Genomic DNA, 20935 nt, shown 5'->3' on the forward strand with positions numbered 1-20935 from the left:
CAGGTTGTGCCCGCAACCCACGAGGCGATTCCCGTGACCACACTCATTGAAAACCGGTATGCCCTTACCGTGCGCCGCTTCCCCGCGGTGTTCCTTGCCGGGATGTTCCCGTTGTTTCTTGGCGCGGCGCTCGCGGACGCTGCGTATGCGCAGACTTTTCACATCCAATGGAATAATTTCGCGTCCTGGCTGCTCGTTGGCGGGCTGATATTTGGGGCGGTGGCGCTGCTGTTTGCCATCGTCGACCTGTTCAGGGCCACGCAGCGGGCGCGCGGTGTGGTTCCCTATGCCGTGGTGCTGCTGGCAGCCTGGCTGGTGGGGCTGTTCAATGCTTTCGTTCATGCGCGCGACGCGTGGGCCAGCATGCCCAACGGCTTGATCCTGTCTGTCGTGGGCGCGGTGATGGCCCTCGTTGCCCTCTGGCTGGGCTTTCGCACGCCGCACATCCGGGGGCCGCTATGAAGAAGACGAAATTGCTTGCCGGCGTTGCGATGCTGGTGTTGGCGGGCATGTGCGGCGCGCAGACCGCAGGCCAGTATGGACCGTCGCCCGATCTGCCCAAGCCCGAACGGGGGCTGTTGCCGGACATGGTGATCGCCAAGCCCGCCAAATGGGGCGACAAGGTGCCGACGGTGCCCGAGGGCTACAAGATCTCGGCCATCGCCACGGACCTGAAAATTCCGCGTCAGACGCTCGTGCTGCCCAACGGCGACATTCTGGTCGCCGAGGGGCGTGGCGGGAGTGCCCCCGACCTCAAACCCAAGGACGTGATCGCGGGCATCATCAAGGCCCGGGGCACCAGTCCTGTCAAGGGCGGCAACCGGCTGACGCTGCTGCGCGATACCAAGGGCGATGGCACCTACGAGGCCTCCGTCTTTGCGGAAAACCTTAACGCGCCTTACGGCCTGGCCCTCTTCGGCAACCAACTGTATGTGGCCAATCAGGACGCGCTGGTGCGGTTCGCATACGAACCGGGGCAGACCAAGGCGAGCGGACCGCCGGAAACGGTCACGCCGCTGCCCGCCGAGATCAACCACCACTGGACCAAGGCGCTGACGGCAAGCGCCGACGGGCAGTATCTGTACGTGGGCATCGGTTCGAACAGCAATATCACCGAACGCGGCATGACGGCGGAAGTGGATCGGGCGCGTATCTGGCGCATCAACGCCAGCACGGGCGAATACAAGACCTATGCCACGGGCCTGCGCAATCCGACCGCGCTCACGATTCAGCCGGACACGGGCCAGTTGTGGGCCGTCGTCAACGAACGCGATGAGCTGGGTCCGGACCTGGTGCCCGACTACCTCACGACCGTCAAGGAGGGCGCGTTCTACGGCTGGCCTTACAGCTATTGGGGCAAGAACGTGGACGAACGCGTGCGGCCGCAGGATCCCGCCAAGGTTGCATCGGCCATTGCGCCGGATTACAGCCTGGGTTCGCACGTGGCGGCGCTGGGCGTGGACTTCTCGACCGCGACGATGGGCGACCGGTTTGCCAACGGTGTGTTCGTCGGCGAGCACGGCAGCTGGAACCGCGCCGATCCGGTGGGCTACAAGGTGGTCTTCGTGCCGTTCACGGATGGGCGCCCGTCCGGGCCGCCCGTTGATTTCGTCTCGGGCTTTCGCGACGACGACGGCACGACACGCGGCCGTCCGGTGGGCGTGACGGTCGATCCGAAGGGCGCGCTCATCGTGGCCGACGACCTGTCGAACACGATCTGGCGCATCACGCCTGCGCAGGCGCCCAAGCCGGTCGCAGCGGTGCGGCCTTAAATCTTAATTACCGAGGGCCTGCCGAGCGTGCGCGTTGCGCTGCGCCGCAGTATTCGCAGGCCCCGCACAGGAGCAAACATGGCAACACTTCAAGACATCAACATCGCGATTCTGGCCGTCGACGGATTCGAGCAGGTCGAACTCACGGGGCCGCGCGACCGTCTGCACGAAGAAGGCGCCCGCACCGTGGTGGTATCGGCGCGCACGGACCCGATCCAGGGCATGCACCACGACAAGCCCGGCGACAGGTTCCCCGTGGATCTCACGTTCCTGCAGGCTGCGTCCGAGCCGGACGTCTTTGACGCCTTGCTGCTGCCCGGCGGTGTGGTCAATGCCGACGAGATCCGGATGCAGCCCAAGGCGCAGGAACTGGTGCGCGCCTGCATGGACGCGGGCAAGCCGGTGGCCGTCATCTGCCACGGCGCCTGGCTGCTGATATCGGCCGGCGTGGTCAAGGGGCGCAAGATGACCAGCTGGCCGTCGCTGCAGGATGACCTGCGCAATGCGGGCGTGCAGTGGGTGGATGAGGAAGTGGTCGTGGACGGCGTGCTGGTGTCCAGCCGCAAGCCGGACGATATTCCCGCGTTCAATGACGCCTTCGTTCAGGTGCTGGGCAAGGCGGTCAAGGGGCGCGCGGCGAAGTAGGGCCGGGCGCATCGAGCAAAGCCGGTCAGCGCCTCACCCCGGCCGCATGCGCTACGCGCGCTTGAGCGCCACGGTCACCAGCACCGACGCGTTTTCCAGCGCGAACAGCGCGTGCGGCGCGCGGCCCGGCAAGTACATCAGGTGGCCGGGGTAGAGGACGTGCGTGGCGCCTTCGGCGGTGACCTCGATGCTGCCTTCCAGGCACTGCAGTGTGATCTCGCCGGCGACGTCATGCGAGGGCATCGTCTTGCCGGCGAGCAGCACCAAGCGCATGACCTCAAGGTCTTCGGACTTGAAAAGCGCGATCGACTGCTTTTGCGCTAGTGCGGCGCCATAGGGCTTGAGATCGATGACTTGCCCGGGATCCGCATGTTTGAGGGCCATGATGCATCCTTCGCAGGGAGGGGAGCTGTCAACGATACCCCATCCCTACGGCGGCGCCGCGGCCTGCGGTCAATTGATCTTGATGCCGCGTTCCTTGACCAGATCCTTCCACTGCGCCGTTTCCTTTGCCAGGTGGTCGCGCAGCGCGTCCGGCGTGCTGCCGATCGACTCGGCGCCAATTGAATCCAGCGTCGCCTTCACCTTGGGATCGGCCAGCGCGGCGCGCATGGCGTCATTCAGCTTGGCTACCGCTTCCGGCGGCGTGCCGGCGGGCGCAAAGGCAGCGAACCAGGGCATCAGCTCATAACCGGGCACGCCGGCCTCCTGCATCGTCGGCACGTCGGGCAGGGCAGCCGACCGCTTGGTGGTGGTGACGCCCAGCGCGCGCAGCTTGCCGCTCGCGATGTGGGGCTTGGCGGACGTGATGCTGTCGAACATGTAATCCACCTGGCCGCCCAGCAGGTCGGCGACGGCGGGGCCGCTGCCCTTGTAAGGCACGTGCAGCATGTCCACCCCGGTCATCGACACGAACATCTCTCCGGCCAGGTGAATGGAGGTGCCAACGCCCGCGGAGGCGTATGTGTAGTGCTTGGGCTGCGCCTTGGCCTTAGCGATCACGTCCGCGACACTGGTCGCGCCGGTACGCGCTGGATTGGTCACCAGCACATTGGGCACGACCGCCAGCAGCGAGATGGGCGCGAAGTCCTTGATGGGGTCGTAGTTCAGGTCCTGGTACAGCGCCGGATTGACGGCCATGCCGTTGGCGACGATCAGGATGGTGTAGCCGTCGGGCTTGGCGCGCGCCACGGCCGCCGCGCCAATGTTGCCGCCCGCGCCGGCGCGGTTCTCGACAATGAAGGACGTGTTCAGCTGCTTGCCCATCGATTCGCCCAGCGTGCGCGCGATGCTGTCCATCGCGCCGCCGGGCGGGAAAGGCACGATCCACTTCACCGGGTGATCCGGATAGGCATCGGCCTGCGCGGCGGTTGCGCCGGCCAGCAGCGAGGCGGCCAGCAATGCGCGGGCAAAGGGTCTGAATACATGGCGCATGCGCATGGTTGTCTCCGTGACTCTTGATTTATTGGTGGCGAGGTCCGCGCGCGATTAATACTCTGATCGACGGTGCCTGCCCGATGGGCGCAGTATCGCTTGCCTTTTTTTCAAGTGTCCAAGACTATATGGGTTTCAATTCATACCTCCAGGGTCTTAATCGCCATGGAACTCAGGCATTTGCGGTACTTCCAGGCGGTGGCCGACGCAGGCAGTTTCACGCTGGCAGCCTCGCGACTGCACATTGCGCAGCCGCCGCTCAGCCGCCAGATCAAGCAGCTGGAGGAAGAGCTGGGCGTGCAGCTGTTCGAGCGCACGACGCGGGCGCTGCGCCTGACCGAGGCGGGCCGTTTCCTGCTGGAGCAATCGCGCCTGCTGACCGCCCGTCTGGACGAAGTGCTGGAAGGCACGCGCCGGTTGGGCCAGACCGAGCGGCGCTGGTTCGGCATCGGTTTCGTGCCGTCGACGCTTTACGGTTTCGTGCCGGAATTGATCCGGCTGCTGCGCGGCGCGGATGAGCGGGTCGAAGTGGGCCTGATGGAAATGAACACGTTGCCGCAGCTCGAGGCGCTGAAGGCAGGGCGCATCGATCTGGGCATTGGCCGCATCCTGCTGGACGACCCCGCGATCGAGCGGCGCGTGCTGATGACCGAGCCCCTGATGGCCGCGGTGCCCTTGCATCATCCGCTGGCTGGCCAGGGCAGCGTCGCCGTCAGCCGGCTGGCGCGCGAGCCTTTCGTGCTGTATCCGGCGCGTCCGCGCCCGAACTACGCGGATCATGTGCTGGGCCTGTTTCGCGCGGCCGGCTACTCGCTGCAGGTGGTGCAAGAGGCCAACGAACTGCAGACCGCGATCGGTCTGGTCGCGGCGGGCCTGGGGGTGACCGTGGTGCCCGCCTCCGTGCAGCGCCTGCAGCGCCAGGATGTGGCCCACGTGCGCATCGAGGCCGATGCCTTCGTGTCGCCCGTGATCGTCAGCTATCGCAAGGACGATGCGTCGGCGTTTCTGGCGCGGGCGCTGGAACTGGCGGGGGAGCTTGCCAGGAAATAGGCGCGGCCGCGCGGTAGTGGCGTCGCGCTAAGTGCGGCCCGCGGGCGAATACGCGCCCACCACCTCGACGATCCAGTCGATGAAGGCGCGCAGCTTGGCGCTGACGTGGCGGTTGGGCGGGAACGCCACGTACATCGGCATCGGGTCCAGGCGCCAGTCCTCGAAGACCGGGACCAGCTCGCCTTTGGCCAGGTGCGGCGCGGACATGTAGTCCGGCAGCCACATCACGCCCATGCCGGCAAGTCCCGCCGCCAGGTAGGCATTGCCATCGTCCACCGCCAGAACGTAGCGGCCGTGCACATTGACGACCTCCTTGCCGCGCCGCATGGCATAAGGCAGCGCGCGCCCGGTGCGTTGCCATAGAAAACCCACGATGCGGTGGTGTGTGTCTTCGAGCTCGCGCGGGTGCGCGGGCTTGCCGGCCAGCTTCAGGTACGAGGGCGCGGCGTAGACACCCAGTTGCAGGTCGCCAATGCGGCGGGCCATCAGGGACTGGTCAGTCAGCTCGCCGCCCCGCACGACACAATCGATGTTTTCGCCGATCAGGTCGACGATGCGATCGCTGACGCCCATGTCGAGCTGGATGTCGGGATAGCGCGCGTGAAAGTCCGGCAAGGCGGGCACGAGCACCATGCGCGCCAGCGGACTGGGCACGTCCACGCGCAGCCGGCCGCGCGGCGCTTCCGCGGCGCTGGACAGGCTGGTTTCGGCATCGTCCATGTCGGCCAGCAGTTTGATCACGCGCTCGTAGTACGCCGCGCCATCGGCCGTGACATTGACCTTGCGCGTGGTGCGGTTCAACAGGCGCACCCGCAGGCGTGCCTCAAGCTGCTGGACCAGCTGCGTCACGCTCGTCTTGCTCATGTGCAGGGTTTCGGCGGCCTTGGTGAAGCTGCCGGTTTCCACCACGCGCGCAAACGCGGTCATTGCGTCGAATCTGTCCATGGCTGCTCGAAGAGAATTGGGATTGTTTGGATTCTACAAATAGTGATGGCTGCAGTTGACCGTTTATCCCCGGGGCGGGCGCTTTTACAGTTTGCCCAATGTCAACGCGGGCTGTCGGACAGCCCACCACCAGGAGAACGCCATGACCAAACGCGACGTTGTTTTTCCTCCCAATCGCCATGCGCTCTACGAGCGCAACCGTTATTCGCCGGCGGTTCGCTCCAACGGCTTTCTGTTCGTGTCCGGCCAGGTCGGCAGCCATGACGACGGCTCACCCGAGCCCGACCTGCGCGAGCAGGTGCGGATGGCCTTCCGGAATCTGAACGCCATCCTGCACGCGGCGGGTGCGTCGTTTGACGACGTCGTCGACGTGACGGTCTTCATGGTCGATCCACAGTCGCAGTTCGAAACCATGTGGGAAGTGGTGCCCGAATTCTGGGGCGAGGCGCCGTATCCGAACATTACGGCGGTGGGCGTCACCTGGCTGTACGGATTCCAGTTCGAGATCAAGGTCATCGCCAAGGTGCCCGACGCCGCGGCTGCTTGATCGGGCGGGGCTGCGTCTTATCAAGGCTTGCGGAAGACGACGACCTTGCTTGTCAACTTCTGCAGCGCCTCGTCGCGCTGATTCGATGTGATCGATTCCACGACCACGATGGCGCGATCGGGCTTGGAGCGCGATGGCGTGATGCTGATCACGGTGCTCGTCACCTTGACCACATCGTCCGGCCGGGTGGGCAGCGGCCACGCCAGTTCGGCGCCTGCGCCAATGACCCCGCGCGCCACGGGAAAACTCTCGACCAGCAGCTTCATGGTCAGCGCCGCCGTATGCCAGCCGCTGGCCGCCAGCCCCTGGAACAGCGTGTCGCGCGCCGCCTCCGGATCCAGATGAAAGGGTTGCGGGTCGAACTGCGAGGCAAAGCCGACGATCTGCTCGGCGTCCAAGGCATGGGTCTTGCTGACGAAGACGTCACCGACGGACAGGTCTTCCAGGTAGATCAGCGGCGGCTTGGGGGTCTGTGGCATCGATGGCTCCGGCGAGTATCTGGTGGGTGGGGCATTATGGGCGCGGGTTCGCGCCTCGCGCAATGCAGCGGGCGATGACCATCGCCGAAATCGGGTCCATAATCGGCATGTCTCGTTTTATGGATGTCGCACCATGGCAGAAACCCCCACGTCGTCGCAAGAGATCCGTCCGCTGGAGATCGGCGACATCACGGTCATCGACAACACCAAGCTCAAGAAGGCCGTCACGGCGGCGGCGCTGGGCAATGCAATGGAATGGTTCGACTTTGGCGTCTACGGTTTCGTGGCGTTCGCACTGGGCAAGGTGTTCTTCCCGGACGCTTCGCCCGCCGTGCAAACCATCGCCGCGCTCGGTACGTTTTCCGTGCCGTTTCTGGTGCGACCGTTGGGAGGCGTGTTCTTCGGCGTCATGGGCGATCGCTTCGGGCGACAGAAGGTGCTGTCGCTCACCATCATCATCATGGCCATCAGCACGTTCTGCATTGGCCTCATTCCCGCATACGCCACGATCGGCCTGTGGGCGCCAATCCTGCTGCTGCTGTGCAAGCTGGCGCAGGGTTTTTCCGTCGGGGGCGAATATACCGGCGCGGCGGTTTTCGTGGCGGAGTACGCGCCGGACAGACAGCGCGGTTTCCTGGGCAGCTGGCTGGACTTCGGCTCGATAGCCGGCTTTGTCGTGGGCGCCGGCATGGTCGTGCTGCTGCAGACCATGCTGGGCGAGCAGACGTTTCTGGACTGGGGCTGGCGCATTCCGTTCTTCGTGGCGGGGCCGCTGGGCCTGTTGGGCTTGTATCTGCGGCATGCGGCCGAAGAAACCCCGGCCTTCACGCAGCAGCTCGAACGGATGGAAAAGGAAGATCGCGACGCCGTGCAGGAAAAGCCGTCGGTGTCGTTCCGCGAGATCTTCGCCAAATACCGCCGCGCCTTGCTGGTCAGCATCGGCATGGTGCTGGTGACCAACATCACCTATTACATGCTGCTGACGTATATGCCGACTTACCTGTCGGGCAGCCTGGGCTACACCGAAGGCCACGGGGTGCTCATCATCGTCGTGGTGATGGTGGGCATGCTGTTCGTGCAGCCGGTGGTGGGTTTCGTCAGCGACAAGGTCGGGCGCAAGCCGTTTCTGCTGGTCGGCAGCTTGGGGCTCTTGGTCACCGCGATCCCGTCGTTCTTCCTGATCGGCAGCGACAACACCGCCCTTATCTTCCTGGGACTGCTGCTGATCGCCATTTTCCTGAACTGCCTGATCGGCATCATGGCCTCCACGCTGCCGGCGCTGTTTCCGACGCGCATCCGCTACAGCGCGTTGGCCAGTTCGTTCAATGTAACCATCATCTTCGCCGGGCTTACGCCCACCGTGGCCGCGTGGCTGGTCGAAGAGACCGACAACCTGATGATGCCGGCGTATTACCTGATGGCGGCGTCACTCATCGGGCTGATCACCTCGTTCTTCCTGCCCGAGACCGCCAACCGGCCGCTGCGAGGCGAGACACCGACCGCTTCCAGCCGCAAGGAAGCCAAGGTGCTGCTGCAGCAGGCGTACGAGCACATCGAACAAAGTGTGCAGGACGTCGATGCCGAGATCGCGGCGCTGGAAGAAAAGCTGGATGCGCTGCGTGTGCGCCGCCAACGGCTGGCGGACAGGCATCCAGGGATCGAATGAACGGCGTGCCGGCCCCGTGCCGGTCCGGCACGCGGCAATCACCGGAACCACCATTGCCGCCCGGTCCGCACCCGGGCGGCGCTTCATGTAAAGGAGCAGGTCATGAGCGTGCCATTCAAACAGGTGGATGTATTTACCAGCGAACCCTATCGCGGTAATCCCGTCGCGGTGGTGCTGCAGGCGCAGGGCATGACCGACGAGCAGATGCGGCGCATCGCCAACTGGACGAATCTGTCGGAAACCACCTTTGTGCTGCCGCCAACGCAGCCCGGGGCCGACTATCTGGTCCGGATCTTCACGCCGCAGGCCGAGTTGCCCTTTGCGGGGCACCCCACGCTGGGAACAGCGCACGCGCTGCTGGAAGCCGGCATCGTCCAGGCGCGCGGCGGCAGGCTGGTGCAGGAATGCGCCGCCGGCCTGATCGACCTGTCAGTCACCGAGATCACCGGCGGCAGTCCGCGTATTGCCTTCACGCTTCCGGAGGCCCAGTTGACCGAGCTCGGCGCAGACCTTGTCGATGAGATAGAAGGGATATTGGGTTCGGCGGTGCTGCATGATCCCGCGCCCAAGCTTGTCAACGTGGGCCCGGTGTGGACGATCGCGCAGTTGCCCAGCGCGCAGGCCGTGCTGACGCTGCGCCCTGACTTTGCCCGCATGGCCGAGTTCGACCGCCGCAACCAGGCCGCCGGCATCGTGGTGTATGGGGCGTACGGCGAAGGCGCGGAAAGCGCCATCGAAGTGCGCGCCTTTGCGCCCAGCCTGGGCGCAAACGAAGACCCGGTGTGCGGCAGCGGCAACGGATCGGTGGCGGCGTTCATCCGCGATGCGGGGCAAGTGCAGCAGTTTGGGACGGAATACCTCAGCACGCAGGGCGCGGCGGTGGGGCGGTCGGGCAGGCTGAACATCGCGTTCGGTGCGGACGGGGCCATTCGCGTGGGCGGGCAATCCGTGACGTGCATCGACGGCCGCATTGCAGTGTGAACGTGCGCCGGCATGCGGGGCGGCCGGCGTGGGGGGCGGCCGGCTCATGCGCGACCGGCTCAGGCGCGATCCGTGCCCGGTTTTCGGCCGGCGCGGCGTGCACTATGCTTGAACGTCGCGCATTGCAGCAAGGGTTGAGCGCATCACTTTCCTGCCAAGGAGGAGCAAGATGGCCAGCAAAAACACGATTTGCCTGTGGTACGACGGCGACGCGCTGGACGCGGCGAATTTTTACGCCCGGACGTTTCCAGACAGCGAGGTGGGCGCCGTCCATCGCGCGCCCGGCGACTACCCGTCGGGTCAGCAGGACGACATCCTGATGGTCAACTTCACCGTCATGGGCATTCCCTGCGTGGGGCTCAATGGCGGCGACGCATTTCAGCACAACGAATCGTTTTCCTTTCAGGTCGCGACCGACGATCAGGCCGAAACCGACCGCCTGTGGGACGCGATCGTCTCGAATGGCGGCCAGGAGAGCGATTGCGGCTGGTGCAAGGACAAATGGGGCGTGTCCTGGCAGATCACGCCACGGGCGCTGCTCGCGGCAGTCACGGATCTTGACCAGGCAGCTGCCAAGCGTGCATTCGAGGCGATGATGACGATGAAGAAGATCGACATCGCGACCATCGAGGCCGCGCGCCGGGGATGATGCCGCGGTTTGCAGGCGCTGGCTGCGGGTGCACTGAAACGGCGGGCCAGTTCCGCGGATTGGGATCCCGGTTTTGGGGGCCGTATCAGCAAGAATGACCTGTCGATAGAACAAAAATCCGGGGTCGGATGACAGGCCCCGGTAAGGATGTTGCGCGCGTGGGAAAGCCCCGTAAAATCCCGCAGCCGCCGCGATATTTCGGCGAAATCTCCTGACTTTCGAGATGTACGTCGATCTTCTCACTCTTTACCTGTTGGCAGTCGGAACACTGCTTGTCAGCGCCGGCCTGATGTTCTGGGAGCAGCGGGCCAATCCCAAACGCAGCAAGGAACTGCGCATCCTGGCATCTGGATTCGCCACGCTGGCTGTCGGCTGCGCGGCAGCGCTGTATCGCCGCGACTTGCCTGGTGTCAGCGGCGCGGCGATCAGCAATCTGGTCATCCTGGGTGGCTACCTGCTGGTGCTCAATGGCGTTGCCGCGTTGAGCGGACGGCGTTATGTGCGCACCGCCGTCTGTGTGCTGGTGGGCATGGGGCTGACCTGGGTGATCGGCGGCGTGCGCTGGCTGGACGTCATGTGGACGCACGTAAGCTCAGTGCCGATTGCGCTCGTCAGCGGACTGACGGCCTGGGAGCTGTTGCGCTGCCAGGCGCTCAAGCCACGGCGCTCGCGGTACATCGTGGTTGCGGTTGCCGGGGTGCATACCGCCGTGTATGCGGCACGTGCGCTTGTCCTGCCGTGGTTCGCGATCGAGTCCGGCGGCCAGGTTCTGGCGCTGGCCGGCAAGCTCACCATCTATGAAGGCGTGCTGTATTCCGTGGTGCTGCCGATGATGCTGCTCAAGCTCATCCGCGACGAAACCCACAGCCAGCTGCTGATGGAATCGCAGACCGATTATCTGACGCGGCTGGGAAACCGGCGCTGGTTCGTCGAACAAGGCGCGCGCATCCTGAACGGCAAGGAAGGGCGGGGCACGGTGGCGGTGATGGCATTCGACCTGGATCACTTCAAGTCCGTCAATGACCGCTATGGACATCAGGCGGGCGATCAGGTGCTGAAATCATTTGCCGAAACCGCGCGCGAGGTCCTGGGTGACGACACCATTCTTGCGCGCATCGGCGGCGAGGAATTTGCCGCCCTGCTGTGGGGGGATGACGCGAAGGGCGCCCACACGTTGGGCAAGGCCATGGCCGAGCGTTTCGCGGTCACCGTCTCGAACCGGATGGACGGCATTGGCATTGCCGCCACGGTAAGCATCGGGTTGGCCCGCTTCGAGGGCGACACGCCCACCATCATGAACGCGCTGGCCATCGCGGACCAGGCGCTCTACCGGGCCAAAAAAATGGGCGGCAACCGGCTGGAACTGGCCGGCGAGCCCGCGCCGGTCACGGCTTGATCGGCAGGCCCCCTGGGGTCATTGCTGCGCCACGTAGGCCTTGCGCGTTGCGTCGTAGGCGTAGATGACGGCGTCGGCCGGACCCAGCTTGCGGGTCTTGCCCGGACCGGAGATGGTGTTGCCGGAGAACTGCACGGTCACGCGCGGCAGGTCGGCGGTGCCGGTGGCGCTAAAGACCAGTTCGCCCTCGCTGCGCGTGCACGGCATGACGTCGCCGTCCGCACAGGCCGGACCGTTGTCTTCGCCTGCAATCACCTCGCCCGCATACGCCCACACCTTGTCTTTGGCTTCGTCCTGGCGCTTTTCCGGCGGCGTGAAGACGAGCAGCGTGTAGCCGCTGATCGTGATGCCGTTGTCGAACGTCTCGGTGGGCACCGCCAGCAGCAGCTTGCCGGCTGCCGTGAGGTATTCCCGCGGCTTGCGCCGGGTGTCGACTTCCGGCGGCCGCTCGTACGCGCCGAACTCGCCGATGGTCGGTTCCATGCCACGGAACTTCCAGGGGCTTGACGGCGATGCGGGATCGCGGATGAAGGTCGCCTCGGCAAGGTTCACCGTCGTCATTGGACCGACGTCTTCCTCTCCCGGCTTGCCATAGCGTTCGGCGGTTTCCCACACGAAGCCCGTGTAGTACGGCGTGCCATCCAGTTCGAAGGCGTGGCCGAACCAATAGGTGGCCACGCTGCCGTTGGCCACGTCGGCCGAGTCGGCGCCCTTGCTGTCGACCTGGTGGATCGCGTAGAGGACCGATGCGGGGTCGGGCAGGGCGGCCTGCGCGCTGGCGGCGGGGGAAGGCGTGGGCGCGGCCGTGGCCGAGGCTGGGTTAGCCGGTTCCGCGGCAGCGGATACTGCGGCAGCCGGTGCTGCGGCAGCCGGTGCCGCGGCGGCCGGCGCTCCGGCAGCCGGTACTGCCGGCTTCTCTTGCGCTGCGTTCCCAGGCGTCGGGCTCATCGCCGCGAATGCGGCAGTGATCGCCGCCACCAGGAGGGCGGCCGCTGCCGCGTTGCCCGTCCGCAAACCCTTTCCTTCCGACTTGCGTGTAGACGCCATGTTCTTCTTCTCTCTCTATCGCGATATGCAGCCATCGCCGGTCGCCGCCGGCGCGCCATCGGGTCGCGGCGCGCGTGGGCGCCGCAAGACGGGCTGCATGGGGAATTAATAGTGCCAAATCGACCGGCGGGCTCGACCATAGAAGGGGGGCGAGAAGGGTGTCAAGGCAACTCTTGCGCGGCATAGAGGCCCGCGCATGCCGCCGGCGCCCGCGGCCAAGGCGGGCGCGGGCGTGCGTATGCCCAGGAATTGCGGGGGATTCGCAACGGAAGGGACGCGGCGGGCATGGGTAAAAGGCCCTTAACGCCCTGTTACCTTGGCAATACTCAGGGTTACCGGAAAGGCGGCGTGGCGCGATCCGGGCTCCGTCGGATCGCGCCACGCGCGTGCAAGCGTCTGCGGCGGCGCCGCAGTCTCTTGCATGCCGGTCAAAGGTCACTCGGCCTCGATCTTCGCCTCTTTAACGACCTTGCCCCACTTGTCCAGGTCCGACTGGATCACCGCCGCGTATTCCTGCGGCGTGCCGCCCTGGACTTCGATGCCCGCGGCTTCCAGCTTGGCGCGCACGGCCGGCTGCTTGAGCACCGCGTTGATCTCGGCGTTGAGCTTGGCGACGATCTCCTTGGGCGTGCCTGCTGGCGCAAGGAAGCCGCCGTTGGTGTTGGCGTCGTAGCCCTTCAAGCCTTGTTCCTGCGCGGTCGGCACGTCCGGCAGCGCCTTGGTGCGATTCGCGGTGGACACGGCCACCGCGCGCACGTTGCCGGCCTTGACCTGCTCCTGCATCGCGCTCAGCGTGTCGATGTACAGCACCGTGCGGCCCGCCAGCAGATCGGGGTGCGCGGCGGACGAACCCTTGTACGGGATCAGCAGCATGGGCGCGCCGCTGACCATGCGGAACATTTCGGCCGCCATTTCCTGCGCGCTGCCGCGGCCAGACGTGGCGACCTTGGCGTCGTCGGGATGCGCCTTCATCCAATCGACGAGTTCGGGCAGGGTTTTGGGCGGGATCTTCGGATAGACCGCGAACACCAGCGGAATTTCGTGGGTGTAGACGATCGGCTCGAAGCTCTTTTGCGGATCCCAGCCCAGGTTCTTGAAGAGGTACTTGTTGATGTTGTGGCTGCCGCCCACGATGCCGATGGTGTAGCCATCGGGCTTGGCGTTGGCGAGCAGCGCGGTGCCCAGGTTGTTGGAGGCGCCCGGCCGGTTGTCGACGATGACGGGCTGGCCCAGCGACTGCGACAGCTTTTCGCCGACGACGCGCGCAATCATGTCGATGCCGCCGCCCGGCGGCGCGGGCACGATGATGCTGATGGGACGGGCGGGATAGCTCTGCGCCGCGGCCAGGCCGGGCACGGCGGCAAGGACTGCCGAAAAGGCCAGGGTCTTGGCCAGCGTGGTGAAGGTCATGCTTGTCTCCTCGGGGTGGTCAACTTCTGTCAACTCTGTGAGGCGCCCCGGCGTGCTGCAACCGGGGCGCGGGTTGGGGGCGCAGTCAGGGCCTTAGCCGCGCCCGGTAAATGGCATGGCGCTGGCCATGACGGTCATGGTCAGGACGTTGGCGTCCAGCGGCAGCGACGCCATGTGGCGTACCGCCTTTGCAACGTGCACGGCGTCCATCATGGGCTCGGGCGCGACCGTGCCATTGGCTTGCAGCACGCCTCGCGTCATGCGTTCGGACAGTTCCGTCATCGCGTTGCCGATGTCGATCTGCCCGGCCACGATGTTGAAGGCGCGGCCATCCAGCGCCAGCGACTTGGTCAGGCCCGTCACCGCATGCTTGCTGGCGGTGTAGGGCGCGGTGAAGGGGCGGGGGGTATGCGCGGAGATCGACCCGTTGTTGATGATGCGGCCACCCTGCGGCGACTGGCGTCGCATCAGCCCGAAAGCCGCGCGCGCGCAAAGGTAGACGCCCGTCACATTGGTGTTGATGGCGTTGAACCACTTTTCCAGCGGCAGTTCGTCCATGGGCACGGCGGGGGCGTTGACGCCGGCGTTGTTGAACAGCAGGTCCAGCCGGCCGAAGCGGCTTTCAATGGTGTTGAACAGGGCTTCGACGCTTTCCGGGCGGGTGACGTCGGTGGGCACGGCCAGCGCGGTCTGGCCGCGTGCGGTGGCCTCTGCCTGCAGGGTCTGCAAAGGGTCTGCGCGCCGGCCGGCCAGCACGACGGTCCAGCCGTCGTCCAGTAGCGCGACGGCGGTGACGCGGCCGACGCCGCTGCCGGCGCCGGTGACCAGCGCAATCTTTTGGGTGGTGCTTTCGTTCAAAGCGTGACTCCTGGGGCGGATGAAATAGCGATGGGTGATGGAAGGAATCGGCGTGAGCCGTCAGGCGGCGCGAGGGCGGGCAACGGTCATGGTCAAAGCCCCGATATGGGCCACACCCGCGCTGACGACGTCGCCAGGCGTTAACGGGCCAACGCCCGCAGGCGTGCCGGTGTAGACGAGATCGCCGGGCGCCAGCGCCACCGACCGCGACAGCATCGCCACCAGTTCGGGCACGGACCACAGCAGGCCGGACAGGTCCGCGCGCTGGCGGTCTTGCCCATTGACCGCCAGCCACACCGCGCCTCGGCGAGGATGGCCGCACACGGTGGCCGGCACGATCGGCGTGCAGGGCGCGGAATGATCGAAGGCCTTGGCCGGCTCCCAAGGACCGCCCGCGCGCTTGGCCTGCTGCTGCGCGTCGCGCCGGGTCATGTCCAGCCCTGCCGCATAGCCCCAGATGTGCCGCGCTTCGACGTCCTTGGGTTCGATGTCTTTTCCGCCGCGGCCAATCGCCACGACCAGTTCGATCTCGTGGCAGAAGTCCGCTGTGTCCGCGGGATAAGGCAACGCGCCGCTGGCCGGAAACACGGCGCTGGCAGGCTTCATGAACCATGCTGGCATCTCGGCGGGAGGTCGCTCATCTGGCAGCCAGCGGTAGTTGCGTCCGATGCAAAAGACGCGCGCGACCGGAAAGCGGGCCGCGCTGTCGGCGATCGGAAGCAGGGTGGGTGCAAGCGCGGGAAAGACCAGGTCCGTCATGAGAGTTCTCAATGCGTGCCTTGCGGCTCAGGTCGTCAGGCTCATGGACGGACGTTCGCCGGCCAAGGCCTGCGCGATGCTGTCCAGCACCATCTGGCCCATCGCGGCGCGCGTCTCCCAGGTGGCGCTGGCGCGATGCGCCTGCAGCGTGGTGCGATCCGACTGGCGCAGGGCCGCCGGCACGCGGGGCTCATCGACAAAGACGTCCAGCCCCGCACCCGCGATGCGCCCGGCCACCAGCGCCTCGGTCAGGTCGGCCTCGTTGACCAGACGCCCGCGCGCCACGTTCACCAGGAAGCCGCGCGGGCCAAGCGCATCCAGCACCTTGGCGTTGACGATGCCCTCGGCCTTGTCGGCCGCGGCGCTCAGCACCAGCGCATCCGAGCTGCGCGCCAGTTCGATCAGGTCGGGCACGAATTCATGCGGCAGGTCGTCCATGGCGCGCAAGTCGGTGTAGCGGATCTGGCATCCGAAGGCCGCGGCGCGCGTGGCGACCGCGCGGCCCACACGGCCCATGCCGACAATGCCGACGCGCATGCCGCTGAAGCGGCGCGCGAGCGGGATGGCGCTGGGCGAGGGGAATTGTTCCCACAGGCCTTCCCGCACAAAACGGTCACCCGCGCACAGGTTGCGGCAGGCGGCGATCAACAGGCCGATCGCCAGGTCGGCCACGTCCTCGGTCAGCGCGCCCAGCGTGGCGGTGACCGGCAGGCCGCGGCCGCGGCAATAAGCCAGGTCCACCGCATCGGTGCCCACGCCATTGACCGCCACCACCTTCACGCCCGGCAGCTGTTCCAGCATGGCGCGCGAGATGCCGGTGTGGCCGCCGGTGATGACGGCCTCGATGCCGGCGCCGTGCTCGCGCAGCCAGGCAGCCTGATCCGGAATCTCGAAGAACTTGTGCACCTGATACCGCGAGGCCAGCTCGTCGTTGACCGCCGGGATCAGGATGGGATTGAGTTGCAGGACCTGGGGCTTCATGTCGGTTCGGCTCTGTTGGGGGACCGGCTGCGGGTCCGCGTTGAACATGGATCCCATGGTATTTAATGATTGATTTGTAAAGCAATATTGATCTATAAAATCAACATATAAACTTTGCTACAGAAGATCATGGGCACCTGGATATCGATGGCCGAAGCGTGCAGCCAGCTTGGCGTGCGGCCGCAAACCATCTACGCCTACGTCAGCCGCGGCAAGCTGGAAGTGATGCCCGATCCGGCCGATACGCGCCGCAGCCTGTATCGCGCCGAAGACGTTGCTGGGCTGGCCAAGCGCAAGCAGGCGGGCCGCAAGCACGAAACCCTGGCGACCAACACGCTTTTCGGCGCCGAGCCCAGCATTCCCACGGCCATTTCCACCTTTCACCGGCAACGCCTGTACTACCGCGGGCAGGATGCCGTCGCGCTGGCCGCGTCGGCCAGCCTGGAGGAGGTGGCCCAATTGCTGTGGAATTCCGGTCAGCTGGCAGACTTTTCGTGCGCGGCGCGCGTGTCTACGCCCGGCCGGGTGGCGGCCTTCACGTCGCTGGCCGCGCTGGCCGCCACCGGGCATTCCACCCGCGGCCGCATGACACGCGTGCTGCACACCGAGTGCCAGAGCCTTGTCGGCCAACTGGCCAATGCATTTGGCGCGCAGCACGGCAAGCGACCGCTGCACCTGCGTTTTGCGCAGGCGTGGAAGCTGTCGCCGCAATCCGCTGAGCTTTTGCGCACCGCCATGGTCCTCTTGGTGGACCACGAACTGACCAGCTCCGCATTCGCCACGCGCATCGCGGCGTCCACGGGCGCGTCGCTGCCGGCGTGCCTGCTGTCCGGCCTCACCACCTTGTCCGGGCCGCTGCACGGCGACGCGTCCGGCCGCGTCAAGGCGCTGTTCGATGACGTGGCGCGCCAGGGCGAGGACCACGTGATCGCCCATTACCTGTCTACGGGCCTGCCGCTGGCGGGGTTTGGCCATCACCTGTATCCCGACGGAGACCCGCGCGCAGCCGCGTTGCTGGCGCGCTTCGAACCGGCCGAGGTCATCACGCGCTTCATTGGCAAGGCCACGCAACTGACGGGTCTGCATCCCAACATCGACGTCGCCCTGGCCGCGCTGGCGGCGCATTGCGGCCTGCCGGACGATGCGGCATTCGGGCTGTTCGCCACGGCGCGCAGCATTGGCCTTCTGGCGCACGGCCTGGAGCAACTCAGCGTTGCGCAGGTCATCCGGCCGCGCGGCCGTTACGTCGGGGTCTTGCCGCAAGCGGCGTAGCGGCACGGCAATGTTCGGTATGCTGCAACGTACCGGACAGGAGACTGCCATGACACGCACGCAGAAAGAGAGGATGTTGGCCGGAGAGCTGTACACGGCCGCCGACGCCGAGATCCAGGCGGACCAGCTTGCCGCCAGCGCCTGGATGCAGCGGTACAACGCGCTGCTGCGCGAGCCGCCCGAACAATGGCATGCGCTGCTTCGCGAGCGCCTGGCCAGTGTGGGCGAGGGCGCGCTGATCCGCCCGCCGTTTCATTGCGACTACGGCTACAACATTTCGCTGGGCGCGAACGTCTTCATGAACTTCAATTGCGTGATCCTGGACGTCGTGCAGGTCACCATCGGCGAAGGCACGCAAATAGGCCCGGCCGTGCAGATCTACACCGCAGACCACCCGCACGCCCCCGAGCAGCGGCGCGCGATGCTGGAGTTCGGGCGGCCCGTGCACATCGGCAGGCAGGTGTGGATCGGCGGCGGGGCGATCATCCTGCCCGGTGTGACGGTGGGGGACGACGCGATCATCGGCGCGGGCAGCGTGGTGACGCGGGACGTGCCCGCGGGTGCAAAGGTCGTGGGCAATCCGGCGCGGGTGCGCGGATAGCGCATGAGCGCGCCACGCGTTTCGCCACAAGGCGCGGCGCCAATCTCAAGGAGAAGACCATGCCCATGTTCATCACAATCGGCTACGGCGATCAGGCGGGCTACGACGGCACCCCGGTGTCCGTGCGCGAGGCTGCGCATGCGCACGACGCGGCATTGCAGCATGCGGGCGTGCTGATGGGGATCGCGGGCACGCCGGTTCAGGTGCGCAATCCGGACGCGTCCGGTGTGGTGACGGCGAACGGGCCGTTCATGAATGCGCCGCTGCCGGTTGCCGGTTTTGCCGTCATCGAAGCGGCCGATATGGCCGAGGCCATCGAAAAGGTGTCCCGCACGCCCTGCGCCGTGGCGCACGGCGTGGTGGAAGTCTGGCCGCTTGAGCGCCGGTAGCGCGGATTACCGGTCGACCGAGCGCATGTCGCAGGTGGTTTCGGACGATGTCGTCGTGAACGTGAGGATGGGTAGGCAATCCGGCTGGCGGAAAGCCTACCATGATGACGCTGTCCGCGATGCACGGGCCGGCTACTGCGCCCCGGTCACGCCCGACACGTACTTCGCCAACGCCTGCACCTGCTCATCGCTCAAGGCATCAAAGGCCGGCATCACGCCGATGCCGTTACGCACGGCCTGCGTGACGCGGTTGGCATCGGGCTTGAGCTCGTCCAGGTTGGGACCAATGGTGCCTGCCGCGCCGGCGTCGGCCAGCGTGTGACAGACGGCACAGGCCGGGGTGGTCGCTTTCAGGAACAAGGCCCGGCCCGCTTCGGCATTGGGCGGTTCGGCCGCCCACGCCTTCGCGCCCGTCAGCAACCAGACACCTGCCGCGAGCGCAAAGGAAGCCCGCCACCCGATCGGGCGGCGGGTTGCTGCATGCTGCTTGACTTGACTGTTGTGCATCGATGCTGCCTCGATCAGGACACGTTGATGGCCAGACCGTGGTCGCGCCAACTGCTGTTGATATAACCCGGCGCGTTCTCGAACCGGTTTTCCACCTGCACATTGCCTTCCGTGTCCTCGACGCGGCTGACCAGCATGTGCTGGCCGGCGGACAGTTCCACCGGTAGCGCGAACTGCCGCCAGGCGTACTTGCCAAGATCCGGTCCGATCAATGCGGCCTGTTTCCAGGTCTTGCCGCCGTCGATCGACACGTCCACGCGCTTGACCGCATGCATGCCGCCGAAGGCCACGCCGCGCACCACGACCCGCCCGGCCTTCACCGGCTGGCCGTTTGCCCCCGGCGCGTTGATCCAGGATTTGGGTTCCATGGCCCAGACCGACGGTTGGTCGGGGCTGGGCTTGGCGTCCATGGGCGTCAGGCGATAGCCGGTCTGCTGGATCTTCGCGGGGCTCTGTTCGGCGGTGAACGCCAGCCGCTTGATGTACTTGACGTTGTTCACGCCGGTGTAGCCCGGCACGATCAGGCGCAACGGGCCGCCGTGCGCCAGCGACAGCGGCTCGCCGTTCATCTCCCAGGCCAAGAGGGCATCCTGCATCGCCTCGCGCGGCACCGAGCGTTCCACCAGCAGCGATTTGGGATCCAGACCTTCGGGGAGCACTTCGCCGCCGGTACCGGTCATGAAGGCAGGCGTGCCTTCCAGGCCGCCCAGGCGTTCGACAAGGGTGCGCACCGGTACGCCCGTCCACATCACACAGCCGGCCGCGCCCACTTCCCACGGCGTGCCGCTGGGCTTGTGGGGAAAGAACCCGCGGCCATTGCCCGAGCACTGCAACACGGTCGCCAGCGTTTCCATGCCCAGCGTCTTCAGTTCGCCCACGGTAAACGTGCGGGGCTGCTTGACGCCTTCGATCTCGACCTTCCATGCATCGCGGTCGTTCAGGATCGCGGCATCGGGCGGCGGCAGGTTATTGCGCACGTATAGCTGGCGCGACGGCGTGATGACGCCATCGCCGAACGCGCTGCGGCGGGTCTCGATGGTGTTGGCGCTGTGCACGATGACGCTGTCGGCGTCTTTCCACGCTGCGTAAGGCGGCAGCGGCTTGGCGGCGGGCGCGACGGGGGTAGCGGCGGGCGCAGCGGCGGGCTTGGCGGGCGCATCGCTGGGGCGCGCGATGCCGGCGGCGCCCAGCCCGGCCGCGGCCAGGGCACTGGCGCTGCCGGCCAGCATGCGGCGCCGTGCGGGGTTGCGTGGGGTTGTCTCCATGGCTTGCCTCTCTGGTTGCCGCGTCCCGCGGAACAGGCGCGGTGTTGTGCTTATGGGCGGCCCAGCGCTTGCGGCCTTCCGCATCATCGGCAATGCCCCTCTTTATGTCAACGGGTTCTAAAGAACTATAGGTTTGTGGACATTTCAGATATAAGAGTTTTGGATATTTGGTCGGGCAAGCACGAAGCAAGCTGCGCCAAGGCGCGCATGCAAGCCTCGTAACCCATGTTGCACCGTCGCAGAACGCAGCGCTACGCTGGTGAACCAGGGCTCTGACTTCCA

At 66.1% G+C, this 20935-nt stretch carries 23 protein-coding genes; 12 read left to right on the plus strand and 11 right to left on the minus strand.

Features of this window, described 5'->3' with window-relative positions; all coding sequences use genetic code 11:
- The first annotated feature begins 33 nt into the window (after positions 1–33).
- The 3 genes from FBY20_RS24265 (at position 34) to FBY20_RS24275 (ending at position 2417) form a co-directional block, all read left to right on the plus strand.
- The gene (locus tag FBY20_RS24265) at positions 34–462 is read left to right on the plus strand and encodes a DUF2231 domain-containing protein (protein WP_142055058.1); all 429 of its coding nucleotides are present in this window, start codon (positions 34–36) and stop codon (positions 460–462) included.
- Positions 459–1772 carry a sorbosone dehydrogenase family protein gene (locus FBY20_RS24270; protein ID WP_142055060.1) on the plus strand — a complete coding sequence of 438 codons (1314 nt, stop codon included), beginning with the start codon at positions 459–461 and terminating at the stop codon, positions 1770–1772. Before FBY20_RS24265 ends, FBY20_RS24270 begins: the two co-directional genes overlap by 4 nt.
- Before the next feature lie 78 nt (positions 1773–1850).
- Positions 1851–2417, plus strand: a complete 567-nt coding sequence (locus FBY20_RS24275) for a type 1 glutamine amidotransferase domain-containing protein (protein WP_142055062.1) — start codon at positions 1851–1853, stop codon at positions 2415–2417.
- A 51-nt stretch (positions 2418–2468) separates the two neighbouring features.
- Here the strand turns inward: FBY20_RS24275 and FBY20_RS24280 are convergent, their stop codons facing one another.
- Together FBY20_RS24280 and FBY20_RS24285 are read right to left on the minus strand one after the other, a co-directional pair.
- Positions 2469–2801, minus strand: a complete 333-nt coding sequence (locus FBY20_RS24280; protein ID WP_142055064.1) for a cupin domain-containing protein — start codon at positions 2799–2801, stop codon at positions 2469–2471.
- A gap of 69 nt (positions 2802–2870) precedes the next feature.
- The gene (locus FBY20_RS24285) at positions 2871–3857 is read right to left on the minus strand and encodes a tripartite tricarboxylate transporter substrate binding protein (protein WP_142055067.1); all 987 of its coding nucleotides are present in this window, start codon (positions 3855–3857) and stop codon (positions 2871–2873) included.
- Positions 3858–4016: 159 nt separating this feature from the next.
- Between FBY20_RS24285 and FBY20_RS24290 the strand changes: the two genes are divergently transcribed.
- Positions 4017–4901, plus strand: coding sequence for a LysR family transcriptional regulator (locus FBY20_RS24290; protein WP_056318456.1), 885 nt, complete (start codon positions 4017–4019; stop codon positions 4899–4901).
- 27 nt (positions 4902–4928) lie between these two features.
- On the opposite strand, the gene FBY20_RS24295 is transcribed toward FBY20_RS24290, so the two are convergent.
- Positions 4929–5846 (minus strand): LysR family transcriptional regulator, encoded by a 918-nt coding sequence (locus FBY20_RS24295; protein WP_056318460.1) that lies wholly within the window; start codon positions 5844–5846, stop codon positions 4929–4931.
- Between the two features lie 142 nt (positions 5847–5988).
- On the opposite strand from FBY20_RS24295, the gene FBY20_RS24300 reads away from it, so the two are divergent.
- Positions 5989–6393, plus strand: a complete 405-nt coding sequence (locus FBY20_RS24300; RefSeq protein WP_128828294.1) for a RidA family protein — start codon at positions 5989–5991, stop codon at positions 6391–6393.
- A gap of 20 nt (positions 6394–6413) precedes the next feature.
- On the opposite strand, the gene FBY20_RS24305 is transcribed toward FBY20_RS24300, so the two are convergent.
- A complete protein-coding gene (locus FBY20_RS24305; RefSeq protein ID WP_142055069.1) occupies positions 6414–6872 on the minus strand; it encodes a MaoC family dehydratase in 459 nt (152 codons plus the stop codon).
- A gap of 133 nt (positions 6873–7005) precedes the next feature.
- Here FBY20_RS24305 and proP point away from each other — a divergent pair, with 133 nt between their 5' ends.
- From proP to FBY20_RS24325, 4 genes are all read left to right on the plus strand, one after another.
- Positions 7006–8538, plus strand: coding sequence for a glycine betaine/L-proline transporter ProP (gene proP, locus FBY20_RS24310; protein WP_142055071.1), 1533 nt, complete (start codon positions 7006–7008; stop codon positions 8536–8538).
- 102 nt (positions 8539–8640) lie between these two features.
- The gene (locus FBY20_RS24315) at positions 8641–9519 is read left to right on the plus strand and encodes a PhzF family phenazine biosynthesis protein (RefSeq protein WP_142055073.1); all 879 of its coding nucleotides are present in this window, start codon (positions 8641–8643) and stop codon (positions 9517–9519) included.
- A gap of 169 nt (positions 9520–9688) precedes the next feature.
- Positions 9689–10168, plus strand: coding sequence for a VOC family protein (locus FBY20_RS24320; protein WP_056318482.1), 480 nt, complete (start codon positions 9689–9691; stop codon positions 10166–10168).
- A gap of 223 nt (positions 10169–10391) precedes the next feature.
- On the plus strand, positions 10392–11564 hold the full coding sequence (locus tag FBY20_RS24325) for a diguanylate cyclase (protein ID WP_056318485.1): 1173 nt from the start codon (positions 10392–10394) through the stop codon (positions 11562–11564).
- A gap of 18 nt (positions 11565–11582) precedes the next feature.
- Here the strand turns inward: FBY20_RS24325 and FBY20_RS24330 are convergent, their stop codons facing one another.
- From FBY20_RS24330 to FBY20_RS24350, 5 genes are all read right to left on the minus strand, one after another.
- Positions 11583–12512 carry a hypothetical protein gene (locus FBY20_RS24330; RefSeq protein ID WP_222119290.1) on the minus strand — a complete coding sequence of 310 codons (930 nt, stop codon included), beginning with the start codon at positions 12510–12512 and terminating at the stop codon, positions 11583–11585.
- Between the two features lie 534 nt (positions 12513–13046).
- Positions 13047–14021, minus strand: a complete 975-nt coding sequence (locus tag FBY20_RS24335; RefSeq protein ID WP_142055075.1) for a tripartite tricarboxylate transporter substrate binding protein — start codon at positions 14019–14021, stop codon at positions 13047–13049.
- A gap of 93 nt (positions 14022–14114) precedes the next feature.
- Positions 14115–14879: an SDR family oxidoreductase gene (locus FBY20_RS24340; protein WP_142055077.1), complete on the minus strand. Its 765-nt coding sequence runs from the start codon at positions 14877–14879 to the stop codon at positions 14115–14117.
- A gap of 60 nt (positions 14880–14939) precedes the next feature.
- Positions 14940–15638, minus strand: a complete 699-nt coding sequence (locus tag FBY20_RS24345; protein ID WP_142055079.1) for a fumarylacetoacetate hydrolase family protein — start codon at positions 15636–15638, stop codon at positions 14940–14942.
- Positions 15639–15665: 27 nt separating this feature from the next.
- The gene (locus FBY20_RS24350; RefSeq protein WP_142055081.1) at positions 15666–16619 is read right to left on the minus strand and encodes a 2-hydroxyacid dehydrogenase; all 954 of its coding nucleotides are present in this window, start codon (positions 16617–16619) and stop codon (positions 15666–15668) included.
- Positions 16620–16748: 129 nt separating this feature from the next.
- Between FBY20_RS24350 and FBY20_RS24355 the strand changes: the two genes are divergently transcribed.
- The 3 genes from FBY20_RS24355 to FBY20_RS24365 are packed head-to-tail and all read left to right on the plus strand — an operon-like array spanning position 16749 to position 18881.
- Positions 16749–17891, plus strand: coding sequence for a citrate/2-methylcitrate synthase (locus FBY20_RS24355; protein WP_142055083.1), 1143 nt, complete (start codon positions 16749–16751; stop codon positions 17889–17891).
- Between the two features lie 49 nt (positions 17892–17940).
- Positions 17941–18492 (plus strand): sugar O-acetyltransferase, encoded by a 552-nt coding sequence (locus FBY20_RS24360; protein ID WP_142055084.1) that lies wholly within the window; start codon positions 17941–17943, stop codon positions 18490–18492.
- Between the two features lie 59 nt (positions 18493–18551).
- Positions 18552–18881, plus strand: coding sequence for a YciI family protein (locus FBY20_RS24365; RefSeq protein ID WP_142055085.1), 330 nt, complete (start codon positions 18552–18554; stop codon positions 18879–18881).
- A 132-nt stretch (positions 18882–19013) separates the two neighbouring features.
- Here the strand turns inward: FBY20_RS24365 and FBY20_RS24370 are convergent, their stop codons facing one another.
- On the minus strand, positions 19014–19388 hold the full coding sequence (locus tag FBY20_RS24370) for a cytochrome c (protein ID WP_082586202.1): 375 nt from the start codon (positions 19386–19388) through the stop codon (positions 19014–19016).
- Positions 19389–19402: 14 nt separating this feature from the next.
- Positions 19403–20653, minus strand: coding sequence for a sulfite oxidase (locus tag FBY20_RS24375; RefSeq protein ID WP_142055086.1), 1251 nt, complete (start codon positions 20651–20653; stop codon positions 19403–19405).
- Between the last annotated feature and the right edge of the window lie 282 nt (positions 20654–20935).

Source organism: Achromobacter sp. SLBN-14 (assembly GCF_006715415.1).
In the GTDB taxonomy this organism is placed as follows: Bacteria; Pseudomonadota; Gammaproteobacteria; order Burkholderiales; family Burkholderiaceae_B; genus Achromobacter; species Achromobacter mucicolens.